Here is a 16,575-nt window from a genome sequence, read left to right as displayed (position 1 = left end):
TGAAGTAATGCGGTTAGATACAACAGCATTATACAAATCTTTATGAAGTTTGCGGTGGTAGTGCAACATCTCACTGACTTGTTTATTAGGATATAGCCTGAAAGTTGCTCTACGTAACGCCATTAACTATTACCTTCATCTTCTTTGATAATATACTACTATTATATAATCCAAGAGCTTAGAGTGTCAATGAAAATGATAGATAAAAAACATCAAGAATGGCAACAACGAAATGCCGATAAAACTAGGGCTTATACGGCTAAGTATGAAGCATCAAGAGTCAAGGTTAGTGTTACTCTCAAGAAAGAGATAGCTGAACAAATAGACAAAATAAAACCACCGTCACAGACTTATGGCGGCTGGATACGCGAATTAGTCGAGAAATACATTGATAATTTGGAATAAATAAAATATAGTTGTCAATAACTCAACTATCCTCAAAAGTCTTTTACTTACAGTAAAAAACATTTTCAGGATGTTTCGTTATTGACTTGCTTACATCCCCACCCTATGAGTACATTGAGGGTGGGGAATTACGCAAAACTGTTAAACTAGATCAGAAAACTGTAATTTCTAGATTTGACAATTTCACCAGAAAAACAGCCATAAAGGATAACTATTATGAAAAATTTGCACAAAAATGCTTTAATGAAACAGCGTTTATCAAGTTCGTCTCAGCGTCATGTTTTAACTGGAGTCATAGCTGCTGGGTTGATGATGTTGCCGGGGCTAGTTGGTAGTAGTCCCGTTTTAGCGCAGCAAAAGCCAGAGCGGAATTCTTTAACCTATGGGCAATTGATTCAGAAGGCAGATAAAGGAGAAATTAGAAAGGTAGAATTGGATCAAACTGAACAGATAGCTAAGGTTTATTTAGCTGGACAAAAGCCGGATACCATACCTTTACAGGTGCGCCTTTTAGATCAAAATCCCGAATTAATTAATAAACTTAAAGAAAAAAACGTTGAGTTTGGTGAAGTTTCCTCAGCTGGCAATAGAGCCGCTGTGGGGTTGTTAATCAATCTGATGTGGATTTTGCCCTTAGTGGCTTTAATGCTATTGTTCCTGCGCCGTTCTGCAAATGCTTCTAACCAAGCCATGAGTTTTGGTAAATCTCGCGCTCGGTTTCAAATGGAAGCGAAAACAGGGGTAACATTTAATGATGTTGCGGGAGTCAAGGAAGCAAAGGAAGAATTAGAAGAAGTTGTCACTTTCTTGAAACTTCCAGAAAAATTCACAGCGGTAGGGGCGAAAATTCCCAAAGGGGTGCTGTTAGTTGGACCACCTGGAACTGGGAAAACCCTACTCGCAAAAGCCATTGCGGGGGAAGCAGGTGTACCTTTTTTCAGTATGTCTGGTTCGGAATTTGTAGAAATGTTCGTCGGGGTGGGTGCTTCCCGTGTCCGGGATTTGTTCAAAAAAGCGAAAGATAATGCGCCTTGTTTGATATTTATTGATGAAATTGACGCAGTAGGTAGACAACGGGGTGCGGGTATTGGTGGTGGCAATGATGAACGGGAACAAACTCTTAACCAGCTATTAACGGAAATGGATGGTTTTGAAGGAAATACGGGAATTATTATTATTGCTGCTACCAACCGTCCAGATGTCCTGGATTCGGCTTTATTACGTCCCGGACGCTTTGACAGACAGGTAATTGTGGATGTCCCCGATTTGAAGGGAAGACAGGAAATTTTGACAGTCCACGCTCAGAATAAGAAGATTGATCCTAGTGTATCTTTGGAAGCGATCGCTCGGCGCACTCCTGGTTTTACAGGTGCAGATTTAGCCAATTTACTCAACGAAGCTGCTATTCTCACCGCCAGAAGACGCAAAGAAGCTGTTACCGATTTAGAAGTTGATAATGCGATAGATAGAGTAGTTGCGGGTATGGAAGGAACTGCTTTAGTAGATAGCAAAAATAAACGCCTGATTGCTTATCATGAAGTCGGACACGCTTTAGTAGGTACGTTGGTTAAAGGTCATGATCCTGTGCAAAAAGTTACTCTCATTCCCAGAGGACAAGCACTAGGTTTAACTTGGTTTACTCCCAATGAAGAACAGGGTTTAATTTCCCGTTCCCAAATTTTAGCCCGCATTGCCGCAACTTTAGGCGGTCGTGCAGCGGAAGAAATCGTGTTTGGGAAAGCGGAAGTTACCACAGGTGCGGGAAATGACTTACAACAAGTTACCAGTCTGGCTCGACAAATGGTCACAAAATTTGGAATGTCTGATTTGGGTCCAGTTTCCTTAGAAAATCAAAACAATGATGTATTTTTAGGGCGTGACTGGGGAAATAAATCAGAATATTCTGAAGACATTGCTGCTAGAATTGATGCCGCAGTTCGAGAAATTGTTAACCGCTGCTATATTCAGGCTAAGGAAATAATCCAAGAAAATCGGTTAATTTTGGAACGAGCAGTTGATTTGTTGATAGAACAAGAAACTATTGAAGGTGATCTATTCCGCACAATGGTCGCTAACCATACTCAAGTTAAAGTTACTAATGAGCAGGTGTCTGTACCGATACTTTTTTGATAACTAATGCTAACAAATACATAGGGCTGGCTGAATAAACATAGAACCGTGACAAATCAATGACTTGAGACGGATAGAATTTAAAAACAAGTTTGTTCCCTGTTCTTTTTGTTCCCATTCTCGACTTATATGACTAACAATTCAGATTTTCGCATTGAAAAAGACTCAATGGGCGATCGCCAAATTGCCAACAACGTTTATTATGGTATTCAAACCCAACGGGCGATCGAAAATTTCCCCATTAGCGGGATTAAACCTTTACCTACTTATATAAATGCTTGTTTATATATTAAAAAAGCTACCGCTATTGTCAACGGAGAATTAGATTGTATTCCCGCAGATATCAGTAAAGCGATTATTCAAGCCACTGATGAAATCTTAGCAGGTGAATTACGAGATCAGTTTGTGGTTGATGTTTATCAAGCCGGTGCAGGAACTTCTCACCATATGAATATTAACGAAGTTTTGGCAAATCGCGCTTTAGAAATTCTCGGTGATCAAAAAGGTAATTATAAACTCGTTAGTCCCAATGATCATGTAAACTATGGACAGTCTACCAATGATGTTATCCCCACAGCCATTCGCATTGGTGGCTTATTGGCACTTTCTCGCACTTTGCAACCAGCTTTAGAACAGGCAATTTCGGCTTTAGAGGCAAAAGCTATAGAATTTCAAGATATCGTCAAATCTGGCAGAACCCACCTCCAAGACGCTGTACCTGTGCGATTAGGGGATAATTTTGGTGCTTGGGCGCAAATCCTCTCAGAACATCAAAACCGTCTTTACATTGCTGCTGGGGATTTAATGGTATTGGGTTTAGGTGGTAGCGCTGCGGGAACAGGTATGAATACTCACCCAGAATATCGGCAAAGAGTTGTGGATATCCTGTCGCAATTGTTGGAATTTCCCCTAGAAGCTGCACCCCATTTAATGGCTGCTATGCAAAGTATGGGGGCTTTTGTGAATGTTTCCGGGGCTTTGCGGAATTTAGCCCAGGATTTGGTGAAAATATCCCACGATTTGCGGTTAATGGATTCTGGTCCCAAAACTGGATTTAAGGAAATTCAACTTCCTCCAGTCCAACCTGGTTCTTCAATTATGCCCGGAAAATATAATCCTGTGATGGCAGAAATGACATCAATGGTATGTTTTCAGGTTATGGGATATGATAATGCGATCGCTTTTGCTGCCCAAGCTGGACAATTAGAATTAAATGTGATGATGCCCCTCATTGCCTATAATTTAATTCACAGCATTGAGATCTTAGGTAACACAATTTCGGCTTTAACTACAAGCTGTATTCAAGGAATTACTGCTAACAAAGAACGTTGTTTAGCCTATGCTGAAGGTAGTTTAGCATTAGTCACCGCCTTAAATACCCATATTGGTTATTTGAATGCTGCGGCTGTAGCTAAGGAATCTTTAGAAACAGGTAAATCTCTCCGGCAAATAGTTCTAGAAAAAGGTTTAATGACAGAAACAGAATTAGCAACAGTCTTGGATTTAGACCAAATGAGTGCAATTGTTCCTTTAAAATAAGTACAAAATACAAGATCCCCGACTTCTTAAAGAAGTCGGAGATATGATTGATAGCCTATTCAGGAAATATCTCAAAACCGGCACAATGTTGTGGATTAATAATACTAAAAATAGGTTTATTTAAAGTGAAAATCTTAGTAATATTCATCCTTTCCGCAATAGCAACAATCGTTGCATCCACAAAGTTTAACTTACTATCAGTATATTGGTCTAGAATCTCCGTCACCCTTTTTAAATCAGTTTTATCAATCCCTTCAATAATGACATTACTATGAGCTAATTCAGTTAAAACCTGTTTTGTTGTCGGATATCCTAACCGAGAAGCAAGCAAATGACAAACTTCAGGTAAAACTGTCGTTGGTAAAACCAATACTTCCTTCGAATCAACTATAACATCAAGGATACGCCCATAATTTTCGTCCTTAATATCAACAGTTGCCACTAAGAAACTTATATCTAAAATAGCCGTCATGATTATTTATTTACCTCATGATTAAATTCCTTAATACCTCTAGTTGGATCAATTTCCATTTCTCCGTTTTCTGTATCTTTGTCTGATAAATTGGGTTCACTAGACTCTCCTATACCAGAAATACTTAATAAAAAATTACTCTCCTCTGGTTCATTATTAATAGCCGCAGGAGTTAAATTCAGCTTAAAAAGTAAAGATTCAATAAAATCAGCTAATTCAGGAAGTGCTGCCAGTGGAAGTTCATTAATAGCTTGAGATAATTGTTCGTGGGTGAGACTTACAGAATCCATAATTGATATCATCCTTCTATCGAAATAACTTTTATCTGTTTTCAAAGAAATTGGTATTAATTTCTTCTTGGTTTTCCTATGCTTATATAAATTTAGTTTCTACTGTTATATAATAACGCAATTATTCCCCATACAAACACAAAAACTATTTGTTAGTCTAATTCGGGTTAAACCCTTAAACTTATTATATGTAAAGCTGCACAGAATCATAAAATCCATTAATTAATTCATCCATTTTCATCTGCGTTTATCTGCGTTTATCTGCGGTCAATTATTCTTAAAATCTTATCCAACTCCTGGATATTGACTGGCTGTACTATTAAGAAATATAAATTAATTGTAAAAAATATCCTAACTCCCTTGTAAATATAGGCTTTTCAGGAATTTGTCATTATTTATTAGCCAAGGCTTGACATTATTTATGGTGAATACTACCATAAGTGAAGAGACATTCTTGGTAAGGGCATCTCAGATGACAAAACGAAGTGATAAATTAATATAATTTCTCTTACCTCTGCGCCCTCTGCGTCTCTGTGGTTCGTTTAAATTACTCTAAAAATTGCAAAAAAGCAGAATCAAAAATCATGAAAATAGCCTTATTTGGTACAAGTGCAGATCCTCCAACTGCTGGACATTTAATAATTCTCAAATGGTTATCTGAACGTTATGATTGGGTAGGTGTATGGGCTGCGGATAATCCCATGAAGTCCCAACAAACACCTTTACCACACAGGGCAGCAATGTTAGAACTGTTAATTAAAGATATTAATGTTGCTAATCAAAATATTGCCTTAGAACAAGATTTAAGTAGTTGGAAAACTCTAGAAACTGTAGGTAAAGCAAAATTAAAATGGGGAGAAAATATTGAATATACTTTAGTAATTGGTGCTGATTTAGTAAATCAATTACCGCGCTGGTATCATGTTGAAGATTTATTAAAACAAGTGCAATTACTCGTAATTCCCAGACCAGGATATATAATAGATGATTCTGGTTTAGATAAAGTTAAACAAATTGGCGGAAAAATTGCCATTGCTAATTTGATTGGTTTAGATGTTTCCTCTACCGCTTTTCGTGAACAAGGAGATATTAATACTCTCACACCTCCCGTCATTGCCTACATTCATCAACAGCATTTGTACGAATGCCAATACGTAACCAAAAAAAGATTTTAAACCCCATAAATCAACAACCTTTAGCTGATTTTAAAGTTGGTGTTGATAATGTGATTTTTTCTGTAGATACTGCCCAAAATCGGTTGTTGGTTCTCTTAGTTATGCGACAGCAAGAACCATTTTTAAATGATTGGAGTCTTCCTGGCACTTTAGTTCGTCAAGGAGAATCTTTAGAAGATGCTGCTTATCGGATTATGGCTGAGAAAATAAAGGTAAATAATCTTTATTTAGCACAACTTTATACTTTTGGTGGTCCAAATCGTGACCCCAGGGAAAAAATTGATAGCTATGGAGTCCGTTATTTATCAGTTAGTTATTTTGCCTTAGTCAGATTTGAAGAAGCAGAATTAATTGCTGATAAAGTCGCAGGTATTGCTTGGTATCCTGTCAAACAATTACCACAATTAGCATTTGACCACAATGAAATTATTACCTATGGACATGGAAGATTAAAAAACAAATTAGAATATAGTCCAGTAGCTTTTGAAGTCTTACCAGAAACTTTTACCTTAAACGATTTGTATCAACTATACACCACAGTTTTAGGGGAAAATTTTGCCGATTATTCTAATTTTCGAGCGCGGTTACTAAAGTTAGGTTTTTTATCAGATACCGGCATTAAAGTATCACGAGGTGCGGGTCGTCCTGCCAGTTTGTATAAGTTTGATAAAGAAGCATTCGCACCGTTTAAAGATAAACCTTTGGTGTTTATTTAAGGAATAATAATTGAACGCAGATGAACGCAAATAGACGCAGATAAATTATGAAAATCGCTATCGCTCAAATTAATCCTATTATTGGTGATTTACTAGGAAATACTCAAAAAATCCTGGAAATGTCCCAACAAGCAGCATCAGAAAATGTTCGTTTATTATTAACACCTGAATTATCAATTTGTGGTTATCCACCGAGGGATTTATTAGTTAATCCTAGTTTTATAGAAGTAATTGATAACACATTGCAAAAATTAGCTGAAGATTTACCAGCAAATTTAGCTGTATTAGTAGGAACTGTTGTTAAAAATTCCCAAGCGCACATTTCTGGAGGAAAAAATTTATTTAATAGCACTGCTTTATTAGAAAATGGTAAAATTCAGCAATTTTTCCATAAAAGGCTATTACCTACTTATGATGTTTTTGATGAAAAACGTTATTTTGAACCAGGACTAGAAGCTAATTATTTTATATTAGATCATCTGAAAATTGGTGTAACAATTTGCGAAGATTTATGGAATGATGAGGAATTTTGGGGTAAGCGGAGTTACGCAGTTAATCCTATTGCTGATTTAGCAAATTTAGGAGTAGATTTAATTGTGAATTTATCCGCTTCACCTTACACTGTTGGTAAACAACATCTGCGAGAAGCGATGTTAAAACATAGTGTAGTTAATTTCCAGCAACCGATTATTTATACAAATCAAGTTGGTGGAAATGATGATTTAGTTTTTGACGGACGCAGTTTTGCTTTAAATAAACAAGGTGAAATTGTTTGTCGTGCAAAAGGTTTTGTATCTGACTTTTTGACTGTTGAATTTAATAGCAATAAACAAGATTTAGATTTCGGTGATATTTCTCCTGTTGATGAATCTGAAGATGAGGAAATTTGGAATGCTTTGGTTTTGGGAGTAAAAGATTATGTTGGTAAATGTCGCTTTTCTAAAGTATTATTGGGTTTAAGTGGAGGAGTTGATTCCGCTTTAGTTGCGGCTATTGCGACTGCGGCATTAGGAAAGGAAAATGTGATTGGTGTGTTAATGCCTTCTCCCTATAGTTCGGAACATTCTATTAGTGATGCTTTAAAATTAGCAGCAAATTTAGATATTCAAACTCAACTTTTACCTATTGGGGAATTAATGGCAAGTTTTGATAATTCCCTAGATGAATTATTTGCAGGAACAGAATTTGGGATTGCGGAAGAAAACCTGCAATCTCGAATTCGTGGTAATTTATTAATGGCAATTTCTAATAAATTTGGCTATCTACTTTTATCTACTGGCAACAAATCAGAAGTTGCTGTTGGTTATTGCACCCTTTATGGTGATATGAATGGTGGTTTATCAGTCATTGCTGATGTTCCCAAAACTAGCGTTTATTCTATCTGCAAATGGTTAAATTCTCATCAACAAAAAGAAGTTATTCCCGAAAATATTCTCACGAAAGCACCAAGCGCAGAACTTAAACCGGGTCAAGTTGACCAAGATTCTCTTCCACCTTATGAAATTTTAGATGATATTCTCGACCGTTTGATTCATCAACATCAATCAGCAACAGAAATTATTAGCGCAGGTCATGAACCGGCAATTGTAGATAGAGTATTACAATTATTATCTCGTGCGGAGTTTAAACGCCGACAAGCAGCGCCGGGATTAAAAATTACTGACCGCGCTTTTGGGACTGGTTGGAGAATGCCTATTGCTAGTAGTTGGTCAGCCTTGAGGAATACTTCTTCTCCATAATTTTTACTGATGTGTATTAACCTCAATTAATTCCACACACTTATCCAAATTATCCCTAAATAACGGCTTATTGGCCTATAACTAAGTAGGTGAACGGAAAAAACCGTAGACGCGAAGCGGCTTCTCGAAGAGTAATATGTAAAGAAAAGTAAAATCGCCCAAACCCTCTTCACTCTTGCCTCTTGCCTCTGGTTACTGAGCGAAGTCGAAGTATTGCCTCTTGCCTAGTGCCATAATGACGATTTTCAATGCTAACCTACTTACCATGACTAACACTATTCATCCACAGCATAAATTGCGAAATTTTAGTATCATCAACCCTACCAAAATATTAATAGGTATAATTGCCACTGTTCCCATAGCTTTAGGCTTACCCGCAAAAGCTTTAGAAATACAGGTATTACCTAAAAATCCCCAATTGGGGGATACAATTTCCGTAGTAATTGAGGCAGATTCCCAAGAAAAGATTAGTAACCCCACAGTAACAGTTGGGGAAACAACATATCCAGCTTTTAAAATTGCCCCTCGTCAATACCGTTCTTTTATTCCCACAACTCCCTTAGAGAAAGCTGGAGTGAGAACAATCAGAATTTCCCAAGATGGACAAGAACAAAACTTATCAATAAAAGTGCGCGATCGCAAATTTCCCGTGCAACGCATCACCTTACCACCCGGAAAAGCTGGAGTTAATGCTACCGAATACGAACTCAAGCGAGTAAAAGAATTAAAAGCCTTACAAACACCGAAAAAATATTGGCATGGCCTGTTTCTCACCCCCAACGCGGGGCGAACCTCTACTAAATATGGTGTCCGTCGCTACTACAATGGCGAATTTGCCAATGACTACTACCATCGTGGACAAGACTATGCAGGAGCAACAGGTTCATCTGTAGTTACCCCAGCGGCGGGGAAAGTGGCTTTAGTTGGTACAGTATCCCAAGGCTTCCGCGTTCATGGTAACGTAGTCGGCATTGATCACGGTCAAGGTGTTATCAGTATTTTCATGCACCTAAGTCGGATTGATGTCAAAGAAGGTGATTTTGTGCAAGCAGGGCAAAAAATTGGTGCAGTCGGTTCAACAGGTGCATCTACCGGACCACACTTACACTGGGGTTTGTATGTAAACGGACAATCTGTTGATCCAATCCCTTGGAAATCTCAACAAATTGATTAAGTTTCTCATCTTCAATACCTTTGCCATAGGCTTTTTTGAATTTGGCGAAGGTATTGATATTGTGACTTTTTTAACCCAAAATACTTATATACAAATGGTATAATTTGGTAAAATAAATAATTCAGTAACACAGTAATAGGGGACTTCAACCCCTGATTTATTCCCTAATCTAGACTAATTCTGCTATTGTATTCTGGGTGATTGATAGCATATCTGTTTAGTTTGGCTATCGCAAAGTATATATTTCTAAGTAAAAAATATATACTTTTAACCTGTGTTCCTTCCATACTACCCACAATGTTTTATGAGTATTGAAAAAATAGTAGAACAAGCTCTTCAAGATGGTCACTTGACACCAGCAATGGAAGCAGAAGTTGGGCGGATTTGCGGTAACGCCTCAGAACTGCTGATCGAAGAGTACATGGCTTTAGATCGCCTCATGGGGGCATTGTTGACCGGTGAAGTAGTAGCAGTACCTCGCAAACAATTTATCAACGTCATGGAAGAATTGGTACTCAGCAACGTCATTGCCAAAGTAGCAGAAATTGAAGTAACCAGCGAAATTTCTCTAGATGTGGGCGATATAACCGCCTATGCTCTGAACAGGCTGCCTCCTCTGTATGCAACGACGGAAGAAGGCGCGAAATATCAACGAGAAAGAGCTAACACAGAACTTGATGCTTTAATATCCCAACAAGTTAGCGAAGCCATCTGTAAGTATTTAGATACACCAGATTTCTTCCCAGAACGTCAATCATTGAACAAGACCACTGGCAATGAAGTTTTAACTCAAGTTAGTACATTGCTTCAGACCCATGCGGCTAATTTTGAGCCACAATAACTGATAATTGATAATTGACAATTATCAATTACTTAATATTTTTATTCACGAACTGATACCTGTGTGCCGATATTTACTTGGCTATACAACATTCTCACGTCAGAATTACGCATTCTTAGACAACCATGAGAAACCGCCGCTCCTACCAAGTCAACATTTGGTGTCCCGTGAAAGCCAATTTCATTCCGGCCGTCTGACCAAAAACCAATCCATCTATCCCCCAAAGGACTATCAGTACCACCATCAAAGATAGCTCCTGTAATTGGATGTCGCCAGATAGGATGATGTTCTTTGTGGATAATTTTAAAATCGCCAGTTGGTGTTTCCCAGCCCTTTTTACCGATAGCGATTGGGTAACTAGCTATAACCTCATCATATCGAGAAACATAAACACGGCGATCGCTTAAATCTACAACTACTTTAGTTGCATTTAAGTCCGGTACTGATGGCTTTGGATTATTAACTGGATCTGTAACAGCATCCAGGCTTGATTTCTGTGTTTTCCAGGGAGAATCCAAGTTAATCACCGCAGCTTTTTGGGGAGAGGTAGGTACAGAAGCCGCAATGGCACTACTCCCAATTTCCACTGGTGAACCCTGCGGATAAACCTCTGTGGATGCAGATTGATTTAACTGCCCTGTTGTTCTCATCGTTTGCCAATGGACAGCCAGAGATAAAATTGCTGTACCAAAACAGAGAAACATGACCATACTCGCTACAGATTCATTTCTTGCCATTGCCATCGCCTATTATTTATCCCTGACATATTTAGCTGGAGGTGAGAATTTTACTGATTAACAATTGACAATTAGCCATTATTTATTGCCTATTACCAGTTACTAGTCAAGTATTTAGTGGCCAGTTTTCAATCTGATCACTATTCCCAACCTCACAAAAATTTGATCCGTGTTTTCTTTTGTCTTCCTTTCCCATCCCTAATCTTATGACCAATAAAACCCTGAAAACTCCTTTCTATATTTATTTCCGTGTTCCGATTATAAATCCGTCACCTTACTGAGGAACTTTTGACCAATGATCAAGTCTAATAGGAAGGAGTGATTTAAAGCTAGACCGATCCATGAGTCAATCCATTAGTGTATCTTGGTCAACAGTTGATGCCACCTACCCAGCAGCATCGGTGCAAGTTGACAAACTCTCAAACCACGACCTTATTTTACGCTGTCAAGTCGGATTGCGTCCAGACCGTGCTGCCTTTTCAGAACTATTGCGCCGCTATCAGACTCAAGTTGATCGAGTTTTATATCATCTAGCCCCTGACTGGTCTGACAGAGCCGATTTAGCCCAGGAAGTTTGGATTCGTGTCTACCGAAATATTAACCGACTACAAGAACCTGCCAAGTTCCGAGGTTGGTTAAGTCGGATTGCCACTAATTTGTTTTATGATGAATTACGTAAACGCAAACGGGTAGCCAGTCCTCTATCCCTAGATGCTCCGCGATTGTTAGCCGACGGGGAAATGGATTGGGAAATTGCCGGTGATACCCCAAGTCCAGATGAGGAAATGACGACCAGAGAATTTTATGAACAGTTGCGAGAAGCGATCGCTGATTTACCAGAGGTTTTTCGGACTACAATTGTTTTGAGAGAAATTGAAGGACTGGCCTATGAAGAAATCGCCGAAATTACCGGAGTTTCCCTGGGAACGGTGAAATCTAGAATAGCCAGGGCCAGATCAAGATTACAAACTCAATTGCAAACCTATCTAGATACATAATCTACATCATGTTTCCTCAATTTTATGGCAGATTTTAAGAAATATTAAGGACTGTCAACGAAAATATATATTTTCTGCCATTGAGAAGCAAAAATGAATCAACAGGTACTATAAATATGGAGAAGCGCGATTGTTTCGAGTTATTAAGTGCTTACCTGGATGGCGAAGTCACAGCTACTGAACGCAGGCAAGTTGAAGAGTGGCTTTCAAATGATACTTCTATTAAGTGCTTGTATAAGAGACTGTTAAATCTTAGAAAGGGTTTACATGACATCCCTGTTCCCGCAACTGCTCAGTCATCAGAGGTAACGATTAACCAAGTTTTAACGCGTGTTAATCGCCGTTACCGCTTGAACTGGATGTTAGGTGGTGCAGCCGCTGCGGCTTGTATTCTGGGAACAATATCTGGTTTATTCCCAGGTAATTCCAGAATGGTAGAAATAGCCACAACACAACCAACAGAATTAACACCAACAGCCACAGATTCGCCTTTAATGGTGGCTTTAAATAACCCAGTCATTGAAATTCCCAAAACAGCAGTCGCTACCGGTCAAAAGCCAGTTAATAACCTCAATTAATTACCTGGCGGGTAAACTTTTTGTAATATCATAAAATACAACCAAGCCCAATCTGGAAATGAGCCGTTTAGCTTGTAAACCTCTATGTAATGGCGATTATAGAGGTTTTTTGATGTCGGTTAATTTCTTTGCTAGTAATCTTCTAAATTATCTAATGCATTCTTTTAATTTTAATCACTCAAAACCAAAGAAACAAAAGCTGTTCCTTTTGGTAAATTATGGGTAATAAATTGTTTAGCTATAGATACACTTTGTTGAGGATCATCAATTTCACTTAAATCTAATGATCCAGGATCTTCGGATATTTGATTATTGATATAATACCATAAATCTACACCTAAAACGGAAATATTTCCTTCGGCAATTTCGTTAATAAATTCCAGTGCATTAGCAGGAGTTAATAGCAATTCTCCAGCTTTAATAAATCCTGTTTTTTGATATTTATCAATTAATTTCATGTTTGTACTCCTGAATTTACTTATTAGTGAAAATATTCCTGATATTTATTAATCAACATTTAATTTAGTATTGTTTTTCAATCCAGTTAGGATCATTAATATCACTTACCTGAACTACATCACCTGTGATGTCATTACAGACGATGTATGCACCATCACTCCTGTAATATACAGTAGCAGGATCATCTTTTCTTGTACCATCCATATTATACCTTTTATCTCTTGTTTTTTCCGTTTTACCAGGATTTAAGTAAACTAATTCCAGCATTTCTTCTGTCCAACCCCTTTTACTCATTTGTTGTTTTATTTTTCTTCCAATATTTAATTTTGGCATCTTGATTGAAATTGTTTTTTAATATTTGTTTAGTTGATATATTTTAATTATAATTACATTGCGTAATAAGGGGATATGGAACAGATACTTTCACTATTTTTGTAATTCTCTAATTCTATCTTGCGCTATTTTTAACAATTCTTCATTCCCTTTCTGTTGCTGGTAAAGTTTCACTGCTTGCTGAAAGTCAGCTATAGCCGCTTGCTTATCTCCTAAATCATAATGGATATATCCTAGAACGTGGTAGGCTTTAGAATATTTAGGATTAATCTTGATAGCTTGGGTGTAATCAGCTATAGCTGCTTGCTTATCTCCTAATTCATAATGGATATATCCCCGGTTTTTATAGGCAATGGCAAAGTTAGGATTAATCTTAATAGCTTGATTAAAATCTGCTATTGCTGCTTGTTTATCTCCTAAATCAGAACGGCTATTTCCCCTCTGGTGGTAGGCAATGGCAAAGTTAGGATTGATCTTGATAGCTTGGTTAAAATCTGCTATGGCTGCTTGTTTATCTCCTAAAGAGTAATGGGCAATTCCCCTATTTTGGTAGGTTCTGGCATCATGAGGATCAAGATTAATTGATTCATTATATAAAGCGATCGCACCTTGATAATCTTTCAAGTAATCACGAATTCTGCCCTGATCATGTTTAGATGCAGAGTTATTTCCTTGTGTAGCAAATAGTTTTACTGATTTTTGTAAATCATCTATAGCCTTCTGGTTGTTTTCAATATTGCTGTAAGCAACTCCTCTACGAGAATAGGCTTCAGCAAATTTAGGATCTAAACGAATAGCTTCAGTTAAAGTATTAATAGCTCCTTGAGAATCTCTTTTATCAAGTTTATCATTACCTTGCTTTAAAAATTCCTCAGCTTTCTTTGTTGTTGCTGTTAGAGCAGCTTGATAAGATAATACCTGATTAACAATATAACCACCAGCAAAACTAATAGCCACTGCCATACCCAAACCAAGCATAATTTTCGTAGGAAACTTTTTAGGGGGTGGAGGTGGTATTACAATAGTTTTATCAGGTGGAATTAGTGCTTGTAACGCCTCAGTTGCATTCTTATAACGCTGACTAAAATGGTCACGCACCATCTTAGTTAAAACTTCTGCAAACTCATCACTAACTTGGGCATAATTACGCCAGATAATTTCCCCAGTATTCGAGTCTTCCTGAAATTGTCCTGGTACTAATCCAGTTACAGCTTGAATACCAATCATGCCCACAGCATAAATATCACTAGCAAATTTAGGTTTACCACCTGCCTGTTCCCCCGGCATATATCCAGGTGTACCAATGCCTACAGTTAGACTGGTTTGCCCTTTGGAATTAACAGTATAAACCCCAATTTCTTTAACTGCACCAAAATCAATCAAAACAATTTTGCCACTTCACCAATTTGCTTGATAATTTTGTATCTACTCAGAAGTGTAGTCATCTGATTGGGATATAAAGAGGGTTTCCTAAATCAATACCTTGTCCATTTTTTGTAGGTCGGGTTAAGCGACAGCGCAACCCGACGCATTTGTTGGGTTTCATACCTCAATCCAACCTACAAATCAAGACTTTTTGCGATTTGGACAAGGTATTGCTAAATTAAATGTATTATATGACTCAATTTCCCACTTTTGGCTAATAATTTGATTTTTTTATATAAAATTACGTAAAGATGTTGGTACAATTTAAACGAACCTGCATGGACTAATGAAATAACCCACGCAGTTGAATTTTGTTTATTTAGCCACGTCCACGAAGCGTACCCCAGGTATCTTTCCAATTTCCAGATTTTTTACCAACCTTGCATTTCCACCAACTCCATACACAAATCATTGATTTGCTCCAAGTCAGGACGATGTGATAAACTAGATTGCTCATAAAAAACATCCATTTGAGCAACCAAATCTTCCGCCATTTTCATTAATTGCTCATAACTATAATCACCTCGCAAAATAGCCTTTAAATCATCAATATCACCAGCTAAATTTCTATCTACAGTCACTTCTCCCCGCTGCAAAATTTCCAAGCCACTGCGTAGTAATCGAATACAGTGCATTCCATGTTTTAAATCATAACCTGATTTTTTTTCCATTTCGGCTCTAGCAGGATTTCTATTTTCCTGCCAAGATATATAAGCCTTCCATTCTCTTAAAGCAATTTGATAACTTTGACTTTTTTGCAAAAGGCGAATAAAATCTTTACGGCTATGAGTTAAATTTTGGGTATATGCTAAAGTTTCATCTGCTAAAGTGTACTGTTTCAAAACACCTTTAAAATCAATATCCCCAGTCAGCAACTTATATAACTGTTCTGATTCTTCCAAAAACTCAATTTTCCCCCTAATTAGAAGATAAAGATATTCCAAAAAAGCATTTAACTCATCTTTGCTTAACGGAACTTCATCCATAATATCAAAATCGGCAGGAAGAGGTTTCTTCGTAGGTGGATTTAACAACCATTTACGATGAGTTTCCATCTTCTTAATTTGAGCAAAAGCATAACCAGAATAAGTATGCTTTACCTTTTTACTCAAAAATAAATGACGGTGATTAATTAAATGTTGTCCGACATTTGTTAAAAAAGGATAATTCGTTAACCACAGCAATTCTAAAACATTGGGATTTGCACCAGCTAATAAATGAATAACCTTTCTTAATTCATAAATAACCGTATCTTCATTACCATCTATAAACGGAAATATCCCCGTTTCATCCCAACCAGAATCCTTTTGTTCAATACTATCAAAGCCTAAATAATAGCGTTTAGGAGCAATAAATACACCACGATAATCATAATCTGATTCAGGACGATTTAAACCATAACCATGACTACCAGCTAAACCCACAAAAATAGTTCTTTGTTCAACTTCAATTCTTTTCATCTTTATCTAATAAAAATTAAATTTTCATTTTCAGTATTAACTAAATTATAATTGATAATTCGTAACAGTTATCACCTTTTTCTACTAAAGTTCTCCCGATTTTG

At 37.3% G+C, this 16,575-nt stretch carries 17 protein-coding genes and 1 pseudogene; 10 read left to right on the top strand and 8 right to left on the bottom strand.

Annotated elements, in window-relative coordinates; translation table 11 throughout:
• Window positions 1-123: pseudogene (locus tag FJR09_RS25410) on the bottom strand (RNA-guided endonuclease TnpB family protein); the annotation flags it as partial.
• Between the two features lie 66 nt (window positions 124-189).
• On the opposite strand from FJR09_RS25410, the gene FJR09_RS17205 reads away from it, so the two are divergent.
• The 3 genes from FJR09_RS17205 (at window position 190) to FJR09_RS17195 (ending at window position 4,074) form a co-directional block, all read left to right on the top strand.
• Window positions 190-405 (top strand): hypothetical protein, encoded by a 216-nt coding sequence (locus FJR09_RS17205; protein ID WP_015078526.1) that lies wholly within the window; start codon window positions 190-192, stop codon window positions 403-405.
• Window positions 406-621: 216 nt separating this feature from the next.
• The gene (gene ftsH, locus FJR09_RS17200; protein ID WP_015078525.1) at window positions 622-2,535 is read left to right on the top strand and encodes an ATP-dependent zinc metalloprotease FtsH; all 1,914 of its coding nucleotides are present in this window, start codon (window positions 622-624) and stop codon (window positions 2,533-2,535) included.
• Between the two features lie 129 nt (window positions 2,536-2,664).
• A complete protein-coding gene (locus FJR09_RS17195; RefSeq protein ID WP_015078524.1) occupies window positions 2,665-4,074 on the top strand; it encodes an aspartate ammonia-lyase in 1,410 nt (469 codons plus the stop codon).
• Between the two features lie 55 nt (window positions 4,075-4,129).
• Here FJR09_RS17195 and FJR09_RS17190 read toward each other — a convergent pair whose 3' ends face one another.
• Together FJR09_RS17190 and FJR09_RS17185 are read right to left on the bottom strand one after the other, a co-directional pair.
• Window positions 4,130-4,546, bottom strand: a complete 417-nt coding sequence (locus FJR09_RS17190; protein ID WP_168652743.1) for a type II toxin-antitoxin system VapC family toxin — start codon at window positions 4,544-4,546, stop codon at window positions 4,130-4,132.
• Between the two features lie 2 nt (window positions 4,547-4,548).
• A complete protein-coding gene (locus FJR09_RS17185; protein WP_015078522.1) occupies window positions 4,549-4,836 on the bottom strand; it encodes a hypothetical protein in 288 nt (95 codons plus the stop codon).
• A 584-nt stretch (window positions 4,837-5,420) separates the two neighbouring features.
• On the opposite strand from FJR09_RS17185, the gene FJR09_RS17180 reads away from it, so the two are divergent.
• The 5 genes from FJR09_RS17180 to FJR09_RS17160 all read left to right on the top strand — a co-directional run bounded on the left by FJR09_RS17180 (window position 5,421) and on the right by FJR09_RS17160 (window position 10,481).
• Window positions 5,421-6,011 carry a nicotinate-nucleotide adenylyltransferase gene (locus FJR09_RS17180; protein WP_015078521.1) on the top strand — a complete coding sequence of 197 codons (591 nt, stop codon included), beginning with the start codon at window positions 5,421-5,423 and terminating at the stop codon, window positions 6,009-6,011.
• Window positions 5,981-6,727 carry an NUDIX domain-containing protein gene (locus FJR09_RS17175; RefSeq protein ID WP_015078520.1) on the top strand — a complete coding sequence of 249 codons (747 nt, stop codon included), beginning with the start codon at window positions 5,981-5,983 and terminating at the stop codon, window positions 6,725-6,727. The genes FJR09_RS17180 and FJR09_RS17175 overlap by 31 nt, the downstream gene beginning before the upstream one ends.
• 47 nt (window positions 6,728-6,774) lie before the next feature.
• Window positions 6,775-8,466 (top strand): NAD+ synthase, encoded by a 1,692-nt coding sequence (locus tag FJR09_RS17170; RefSeq protein ID WP_168652742.1) that lies wholly within the window; start codon window positions 6,775-6,777, stop codon window positions 8,464-8,466.
• A gap of 265 nt (window positions 8,467-8,731) precedes the next feature.
• Window positions 8,732-9,640: a M23 family metallopeptidase gene (locus FJR09_RS17165; protein ID WP_041457595.1), complete on the top strand. Its 909-nt coding sequence runs from the start codon at window positions 8,732-8,734 to the stop codon at window positions 9,638-9,640.
• A gap of 304 nt (window positions 9,641-9,944) precedes the next feature.
• Window positions 9,945-10,481, top strand: coding sequence for a late competence development ComFB family protein (locus tag FJR09_RS17160; RefSeq protein WP_015078517.1), 537 nt, complete (start codon window positions 9,945-9,947; stop codon window positions 10,479-10,481).
• Between the two features lie 41 nt (window positions 10,482-10,522).
• Here the strand turns inward: FJR09_RS17160 and FJR09_RS17155 are convergent, their stop codons facing one another.
• On the bottom strand, window positions 10,523-11,224 hold the full coding sequence (locus FJR09_RS17155; RefSeq protein WP_015078516.1) for a L,D-transpeptidase: 702 nt from the start codon (window positions 11,222-11,224) through the stop codon (window positions 10,523-10,525).
• Window positions 11,225-11,559: 335 nt separating this feature from the next.
• Between FJR09_RS17155 and FJR09_RS17150 the strand changes: the two genes are divergently transcribed.
• The gene (locus FJR09_RS17150) at window positions 11,560-12,216 is read left to right on the top strand and encodes a sigma-70 family RNA polymerase sigma factor (protein WP_015078515.1); all 657 of its coding nucleotides are present in this window, start codon (window positions 11,560-11,562) and stop codon (window positions 12,214-12,216) included.
• Window positions 12,217-12,332: 116 nt separating this feature from the next.
• Complete coding sequence (locus FJR09_RS17145) at window positions 12,333-12,794, top strand: anti-sigma factor (protein WP_015078514.1); 462 nt, start codon at window positions 12,333-12,335, stop codon at window positions 12,792-12,794.
• 170 nt (window positions 12,795-12,964) lie between these two features.
• Here the strand turns inward: FJR09_RS17145 and FJR09_RS24465 are convergent, their stop codons facing one another.
• The 4 genes from FJR09_RS24465 to FJR09_RS17125 form a co-directional block, all read right to left on the bottom strand.
• On the bottom strand, window positions 12,965-13,252 hold the full coding sequence (locus tag FJR09_RS24465) for a hypothetical protein (protein ID WP_015078513.1): 288 nt from the start codon (window positions 13,250-13,252) through the stop codon (window positions 12,965-12,967).
• A gap of 64 nt (window positions 13,253-13,316) precedes the next feature.
• Window positions 13,317-13,586, bottom strand: a complete 270-nt coding sequence (locus FJR09_RS17135) for a colicin E5-related ribonuclease (protein WP_015078512.1) — start codon at window positions 13,584-13,586, stop codon at window positions 13,317-13,319.
• 93 nt (window positions 13,587-13,679) lie between these two features.
• Window positions 13,680-14,969, bottom strand: a complete 1,290-nt coding sequence (locus FJR09_RS17130; RefSeq protein WP_168652741.1) for a tetratricopeptide repeat protein — start codon at window positions 14,967-14,969, stop codon at window positions 13,680-13,682.
• 413 nt (window positions 14,970-15,382) lie between these two features.
• Complete coding sequence (locus FJR09_RS17125) at window positions 15,383-16,471, bottom strand: DNA polymerase beta superfamily protein (protein WP_168652740.1); 1,089 nt, start codon at window positions 16,469-16,471, stop codon at window positions 15,383-15,385.
• Window positions 16,472-16,575 lie beyond the last annotated feature (104 nt).

The organism is Dolichospermum sp. UHCC 0406, from assembly GCF_009712025.1.
In the GTDB taxonomy this organism is placed as follows: Bacteria; Cyanobacteriota; Cyanobacteriia; order Cyanobacteriales; family Nostocaceae; genus Dolichospermum; species Dolichospermum lemmermannii.
Note: the sequence above shows the minus strand (reverse complement) of the source record. Positions and strands in the feature narration are given on the sequence as shown.

What these genes read in the sequence shown, in the direction of transcription:
- FJR09_RS17205 (WP_015078526.1), top strand. Translation starts at nt 190, where the DNA reads ATGAAAATGATAGATAAAAAACATCAAGAATGGCAACAACGAAATGCC.
- ftsH (WP_015078525.1), top strand. Translation starts at nt 622, where the DNA reads ATGAAAAATTTGCACAAAAATGCTTTAATGAAACAGCGTTTATCAAGT.
- FJR09_RS17195 (WP_015078524.1), top strand. Translation starts at nt 2,665, where the DNA reads ATGACTAACAATTCAGATTTTCGCATTGAAAAAGACTCAATGGGCGAT.
- FJR09_RS17190 (WP_168652743.1), bottom strand. Translation starts at nt 4,546, where the DNA reads ATGACGGCTATTTTAGATATAAGTTTCTTAGTGGCAACTGTTGATATT.
- FJR09_RS17185 (WP_015078522.1), bottom strand. Translation starts at nt 4,836, where the DNA reads ATGGATTCTGTAAGTCTCACCCACGAACAATTATCTCAAGCTATTAAT.
- FJR09_RS17180 (WP_015078521.1), top strand. Translation starts at nt 5,421, where the DNA reads ATGAAAATAGCCTTATTTGGTACAAGTGCAGATCCTCCAACTGCTGGA.
- FJR09_RS17175 (WP_015078520.1), top strand. Translation starts at nt 5,981, where the DNA reads ATGCCAATACGTAACCAAAAAAAGATTTTAAACCCCATAAATCAACAA.
- FJR09_RS17170 (WP_168652742.1), top strand. Translation starts at nt 6,775, where the DNA reads ATGAAAATCGCTATCGCTCAAATTAATCCTATTATTGGTGATTTACTA.
- FJR09_RS17165 (WP_041457595.1), top strand. Translation starts at nt 8,732, where the DNA reads ATGACTAACACTATTCATCCACAGCATAAATTGCGAAATTTTAGTATC.
- FJR09_RS17160 (WP_015078517.1), top strand. Translation starts at nt 9,945, where the DNA reads ATGAGTATTGAAAAAATAGTAGAACAAGCTCTTCAAGATGGTCACTTG.
- FJR09_RS17155 (WP_015078516.1), bottom strand. Translation starts at nt 11,224, where the DNA reads ATGGCAATGGCAAGAAATGAATCTGTAGCGAGTATGGTCATGTTTCTC.
- FJR09_RS17150 (WP_015078515.1), top strand. Translation starts at nt 11,560, where the DNA reads ATGAGTCAATCCATTAGTGTATCTTGGTCAACAGTTGATGCCACCTAC.
- FJR09_RS17145 (WP_015078514.1), top strand. Translation starts at nt 12,333, where the DNA reads ATGGAGAAGCGCGATTGTTTCGAGTTATTAAGTGCTTACCTGGATGGC.
- FJR09_RS24465 (WP_015078513.1), bottom strand. Translation starts at nt 13,252, where the DNA reads ATGAAATTAATTGATAAATATCAAAAAACAGGATTTATTAAAGCTGGA.
- FJR09_RS17135 (WP_015078512.1), bottom strand. Translation starts at nt 13,586, where the DNA reads ATGCCAAAATTAAATATTGGAAGAAAAATAAAACAACAAATGAGTAAA.
- FJR09_RS17125 (WP_168652740.1), bottom strand. Translation starts at nt 16,471, where the DNA reads ATGAAAAGAATTGAAGTTGAACAAAGAACTATTTTTGTGGGTTTAGCT.